The organism is Lyngbya sp. CCY1209, assembly GCF_035615495.1.
GTDB lineage: Bacteria > Cyanobacteriota > Cyanobacteriia > Cyanobacteriales > Microcoleaceae > Limnospira.
Genome location: NZ_JAJENU010000415.1, coordinates 1 through 4,633 on the forward strand (window position 1 = coordinate 1; position 4,633 = coordinate 4,633).

Consider the following 4,633-nt stretch of genomic DNA (forward strand, 5'->3'; position numbering starts at 1 on the left):
CTCACCCCGTGATGAAAATAGAGGCGATATCCGTCCGAAAATTCGATCGCGGCTTCCCCTTCGGCGTGGAGGTGTTGTTGGGAGTCCAGACCGTGACGGAGTAAGGTGATATCCCCGAGATAGCCTTCTCGGAAAATCCAGCCGTTATGGGCATAGACCCGATAATCGTCCTCGAATATCATAGCGGGTGTTCCGATCGCGTGCAAGGGATACCCTGGCTGACCTGACTCGATAAATAAGTGCGATCGACCGGCTTTTTTCTTTGCCGATGCGATCGCCCGCCACAATTTCTCCCTCACCAACGGTAAACTCAAAAACTCAAAATATCGCTCAAAATACCTGGGAATTTTGAGTTCAATCGTTTCTTTTTTCTCCGCCATCACAACCAGGGATATTTTTTGCAAATCCGCCTCGGCTTGAATCTGCCAAAACACCTCAAATCCGTCCCGCTTTTGCAGCCGCCAATTGAGGATAATTAAAGAAAATTTTTGACCTTCCCTGTCCAAAATATCTCCGGCGATTTTACGGCTCCTAGCCTCGAAAACTTCGGCATTTAATGTCTCGCCTAGTTCGGCTTTAAGTAAACATTGAATTGTCGGGCTATACTCGATGACGAGAATTTTTTCAGGAGTCACAACTCGCCCTCCTTAATCCGCCACCCATCGCCAACGCCAACTTCCGGGTTCATACTCCCGCTGAATTCTCACGATCCAATCTCCCTTCGGAATTGCGATCGCCCGATGTTCCTCGTGAGTCAGCATCGCCGTTTCCGAATTGACTCGCAAGTAGAGACGACTTCTCAAGTCGTACAGTTCCGCCTCCCCTTCCGTGATGCGGTGGGCGTGTCCGGTGACTTCCCCTTCCGCCAACACCAAGTCGGGACGTTCTCGGGCTCCCCAATTTTCGGTATCGATAAATTTATGGGTTTGGTGAAGGATCACGTCCCCCTGACGCATCAATTTCATAGCTCTGTTTTAAGTTTGATCCCGATTATAACAAGAAATCATCTATGCTAGATCAGGGGTGCAGAGGGCTAGAAGGAGCAAGTCATGAATAATTATTAACAATTAATGATTAATTATTAATTGTTAATTGACTTTTGTTCCCCCCGTCTCCCACCACAATTTTTAACCGAGAATGAAACAGCCTTGACCATGGAAAAAGCAAATCCAACCGGCGATCGGGCGAAACCATCCCCGCGATCGCGCCTCACGGGTCGGGGCAGACGGCCCATTTCCCGCAGTTCCGACCCCCGTTTTTGTCGCCCCGTAGGCGATCGCGGTTCTCCCAGATCCCCCGGAACACTTCCCAGTTGTTGTTGGGGTACTGTTCGCCGAGGCCGAAGGGCTTCCAACTCGCCCAGTTGGCGGGATTCCAGAGTTTGCCGGTTTTTTTAGCATGAATCAATCTCCGAAACTGTAGTTTATTTTACAATTTTGCTTCAAAAACGGTCGTTGATTTGACATTTTTATTTTAAAAAGTATCGGCATCGCGGCGGGTGGCGATCGGGCGTTTCGTTCAAATCGATCTTGCCCGAAACGAGAATTTGTAGTATATCTATTGTGACCCCGGCTCGTGAGTTTAAATATCGACCATTCTACCCGGTCGCTGCTTCCAGATGAGAGAAATATTAAGAATTGTTGAAAAAGTTCTGATAAAGTAAACAAATATCAAATATTAGCCCGACCCCTTACAATTTTAAGTCGGGGGATTTATTCTATTGAACAAGCGGAAGCGATCGTTCAAATCGTTCCGATGTCGGTGTGAGTTTCAGTCCAGAGCAACCCCTTTGCATTATTTTTGAGCGTAGAAAAAAAACGGAGACAACTTTGAATTGAATGTCATTTCCCCAACAAGGGCGCAGCGGAATGCTGGCGACAACATCGGTTGGTAGGAGCGATCGCCCGAGCTCATCCGAGGCCGATCGCACCCACACCTGACCCCCGACCCAATCCACCACTTACCAAGCAGGGAGAACCAGAACCATGATTGCGATTAGCCGACCCAGAACGAACGAAACTCGACTCAAGTTTGTCAAGACGGAAGAGACATTTCCGGTGAGCTATTCGACGTTAGCCTGCGATGCGTTGATTTCTCAAGTCCTCCCGCAATATCCCATCGAAGCGGTGCAAGGATGTCAATTTTGGCACCGGGGGTTGAGCGACGTCTACATCATCGAAACCGCCCACACCGCCTACATCCTGCGGATTTCTCACCACCACTGGCGATCGCGATCGGAAACCCACTTTGAATTGGAACTGTTAGACTATCTCTGGAAACGGGAGATCCCGGTCGCCCGCGCCCTGCGGACGAAGGACGGGCGCCTGTCGGTGGACATCAACGCGCCGGAGGGGACGCGGTACGCCGCCCTGTTCACCTACGCCCCCGGACAGGTTCCCGTCGGCGATCTCGACTCGGAACAGAGTCGCACCCTCGGGGCGACGGTGGCCCGCCTCCACGAGGTTTCGCAGCAGTTCACCACCGACCACGATCGCGCCCCCCTGACCTTAGAATATTTGCTGGACCGGTCTGTGGAAGCGATCGCACCCTTCCTGCACGGGCGTCCGGAGGATCTGACCTTCCTGAACACTACCGCCAACCAAATCGGTTCCCAACTGGCCGACTTCCCCAAAACCCTGCCGCTGTGGAGTGTCTGCTGGGGCGACCCCCACAGCGGCAACGCCCACTTCACCCCCGAGGGGGACGTCACCCTGTTCGACTTCGACCAGTGCGGCTACGGCTGGCGGATTTTCGACATCGCCAAATTCCTGCAAGTCTCTCTACAAGCCGGGTTGAGTCGCCGCAACCGGGACGCCTTCGTTGAGGGATACCAGGAGGTTTCCCCCCTGACGGACTGGGAAAAATACACCTTGCCCGCCTTCACCCAGGTCGCCCACATCTGGGCCTGGGCGATCGCTCTGGGCACGGCCCAACTGTACGACTACAGCCGTCTCGACCGCAGCTACTTCTCCCGCCAACTGCAACAGTTGAAGCGCCTGCAGGCCCGGGATTGGCAACCGTTTTAGGGTGTAGGGTGTAGGGTGTAGGGTGTAGGGTGTAGCCCTTCGACTCCGCTCAGGGCAACGGGTGTAGGGGATTTTAGATTTTAGATTTTAGATTTTAGATTCTTCCCCTGTGCCCCTGTGCCCCTGTGCCCCTGTGCCCCCCTAACCCGGAAGCTCGTCGAGGACGGCGAGAAGGTTGTCTACCGCCGCGTTGGGTTCTAGGAAAGAAAACAGGTGGCGGTATTGTAACGTGCCTTCGCGATCGAGGAGGAATTGGGCGGGGAGGGGGGCACCGAGGGCTTGGCCGACTTCGTAGCGGCGGAAGATGCCGCAACTGGGATCGCTGAGGAGGGGCATTTTCAGGCCCAAGTCTTTGACCACGGTCTGGCTTTGGCGGGTGTCGGTGCTGGTGATCATCAGCACTTCTGCCCCGCGATCGACGAACTGGCCGTAGTTTTCGTTGAGGGCCTTGATGTGGGGGTAGCAGAGGGGGCAGTATTGCTTTTCGGTGAAAATGCGGGTGAAGGCCAGGATGACGGGGGTGTTGCCCCGGTATTCCGAGAGGCGGACGGTGCGATCGTTGGTGATGTCGGGCAACTCGAAGTCCGGCGTTTTCCGCCCTAGGTGCAGGCGATCGGTGGCGGGGACGGGGACGAAGTTGTTGAAAAAGCGTCGGTTCAGCAGTCCGCTGAAGTCGTTGGAGGTCAGCATAATTTCGGGCGCAACGCGATAACGCTTTTTATTTTATAGCTCTGAGTTGTCAGCTTTCAGGTATCGGCTTTCGGGCATCTGTGGGGACGGATGTCGGGGGAGAATCTCAAATCAGGGCGCAAGACGCGGCGCCCCTACAATCCCCACACCCGATTTAAATCGCGGCGAAGAATTCTTTCGACTTGACCGGATCGGGGTTCATCGTCTTTTCGCCCGGTTGCCACCCCGCCGGACAGACTTCGTCTGGGTTGGTTTGGACGTATTGGATGGCCTGGAGGGTGCGGAGGGTTTCATCGACGTTGCGCCCGAAGGCGAGGTTGTTGATGGTGGCGTGTTGGATGATGCCGTCTTTGTCGATGATGAACAGGCCGCGGAGGGCGATGCCGGCTTCGGGGTCGAGGACGTTGTAGGCGGCGCTGATTTCTTTTTTGATGTCGGAGACGAGGGGATAGTTGAGGTCGCCGACGCCGCCGGACTTGCGGTCGGTTTGAATCCAGGCCAGGTGAGAGAATTCGCTATCGACGGAAACCCCGAGGATTTGGGTGTTGATGGCGGAAAATTCTTCGGCGCGATCGCTGAAAGCGGTGATTTCCGTGGGGCAGACGAACGTGAAGTCCAACGGATAGAAGAATAAGACCAGGTACTGGCCGCGATAGTCGGATAATTTGATGGTTTTGAATTCTTGGTCGATCACGGCCGTGGCGGTGAAATCCGGTGCGGGTAAGCCGACGCGAATACACTCGTTGGTCATAACTTGAGAGTCTCCTTGCAAAGTCAAGTACGGGCTGAGTTTACAATTTGTTACGAGAATATCATACTCGAATTGCGGGGCGCTGTGTGTTGACACTCCCCGCGCTAAAGCGACGGAGATTCTTCCTTCAACGATCCGACTTGCCCTGACAGGTTTGCACCAGCCA

The 4,633-nt window shown here is 54.1% G+C and carries 5 protein-coding genes and 1 pseudogene; 1 reads left to right on the plus strand and 5 read right to left on the minus strand.

The window, feature by feature from the left end; all coding sequences use genetic code 11:
• The 3 genes and pseudogenes from LKE08_RS12350 to LKE08_RS12360 form a co-directional block, all read right to left on the minus strand.
• Window positions 1-635 (minus strand): annotated as a pseudogene (locus LKE08_RS12350) (response regulator); the annotation flags it as partial.
• Between the two features lie 12 nt (window positions 636-647).
• Window positions 648-965, minus strand: a complete 318-nt coding sequence (locus LKE08_RS12355) for a hypothetical protein (RefSeq protein ID WP_324704535.1) — start codon at window positions 963-965, stop codon at window positions 648-650.
• Between the two features lie 244 nt (window positions 966-1,209).
• A complete protein-coding gene (locus tag LKE08_RS12360; RefSeq protein WP_324704536.1) occupies window positions 1,210-1,407 on the minus strand; it encodes a hypothetical protein in 198 nt (65 codons plus the stop codon).
• A gap of 578 nt (window positions 1,408-1,985) precedes the next feature.
• On the opposite strand from LKE08_RS12360, the gene LKE08_RS12365 reads away from it, so the two are divergent.
• Window positions 1,986-3,026 (plus strand): phosphotransferase, encoded by a 1,041-nt coding sequence (locus LKE08_RS12365; protein WP_324704537.1) that lies wholly within the window; start codon window positions 1,986-1,988, stop codon window positions 3,024-3,026.
• Window positions 3,027-3,167: 141 nt separating this feature from the next.
• On the opposite strand, the gene LKE08_RS12370 is transcribed toward LKE08_RS12365, so the two are convergent.
• Window positions 3,168-3,716, minus strand: a complete 549-nt coding sequence (locus LKE08_RS12370) for a peroxiredoxin family protein (protein WP_324704538.1) — start codon at window positions 3,714-3,716, stop codon at window positions 3,168-3,170.
• A gap of 154 nt (window positions 3,717-3,870) precedes the next feature.
• Window positions 3,871-4,467: a peroxiredoxin gene (locus LKE08_RS12375; RefSeq protein WP_324704539.1), complete on the minus strand. Its 597-nt coding sequence runs from the start codon at window positions 4,465-4,467 to the stop codon at window positions 3,871-3,873.
• Window positions 4,468-4,633: the final 166 nt, after the last annotated feature.